Consider the following 545-nt stretch of genomic DNA (forward strand, 5'->3'; position numbering starts at 1 on the left):
GTCGCCCTGGTCAGCGTCCTGGCCTGGCGCATGCGCCGGTCCTTTGACGTGCTGGCGCTGGGCCGGGACATGGCCGTCAACCTTGGCGTGGACCACCGCAAAGCCGTGACCTCCACGCTGATCATCTGCTCCGTCCTGGTGGCGGTGTCCACGGCCCTGGTGGGACCCGTCACCTTCTTCGGCCTGCTGGTCGCTTCGCTGGCCTACCAGCTGTGCTCGCACTTCCGGCACACCGCGGTGCTGCCCATCGCCGTCCTGCTCGGAATCATTGCCCTGGTGGGCGGCCAGCTGGTCCTGGAACGGATCTTCGCGTTCGACACCGCACTGAGCATCGTCATCGAATTTGTCGGCGGCATCGTCTTCCTTATCCTGCTGCTGAGAGGCAACGTCAAATGATCTCCGTAACCGGCGTCTCCAAGTCCTATGGCCCGCAACTCGTCGTCGACGGCGTCAGCACCGACATCAAAGAGGGCGGCATCACCTCGATCATCGGCCCCAACGGTGCGGGCAAATCCACGACGATCCGGGTCCTCCTCGGTCTCGCC

General features: G+C 64.8%; 2 protein-coding genes. Both read left to right on the top strand.

Features of this window, described 5'->3' with window-relative positions:
* The coding region (locus SB754_RS19205) for an iron chelate uptake ABC transporter family permease subunit (protein ID WP_410784012.1) at nucleotides 1-396 on the top strand (396 nt) is incomplete at its 5' end.
* On the top strand, nucleotides 393-545 hold a 153-nt coding region (locus tag SB754_RS19210; RefSeq protein ID WP_410784013.1), incomplete at its 3' end, for an ATP-binding cassette domain-containing protein. The genes SB754_RS19205 and SB754_RS19210, both read left to right, overlap by 4 nt.

Source organism: Leifsonia sp. SIMBA_070 (assembly GCF_046534635.1).
In the GTDB taxonomy this organism is placed as follows: domain Bacteria; phylum Actinomycetota; class Actinomycetes; order Actinomycetales; family Microbacteriaceae; genus Leifsonia.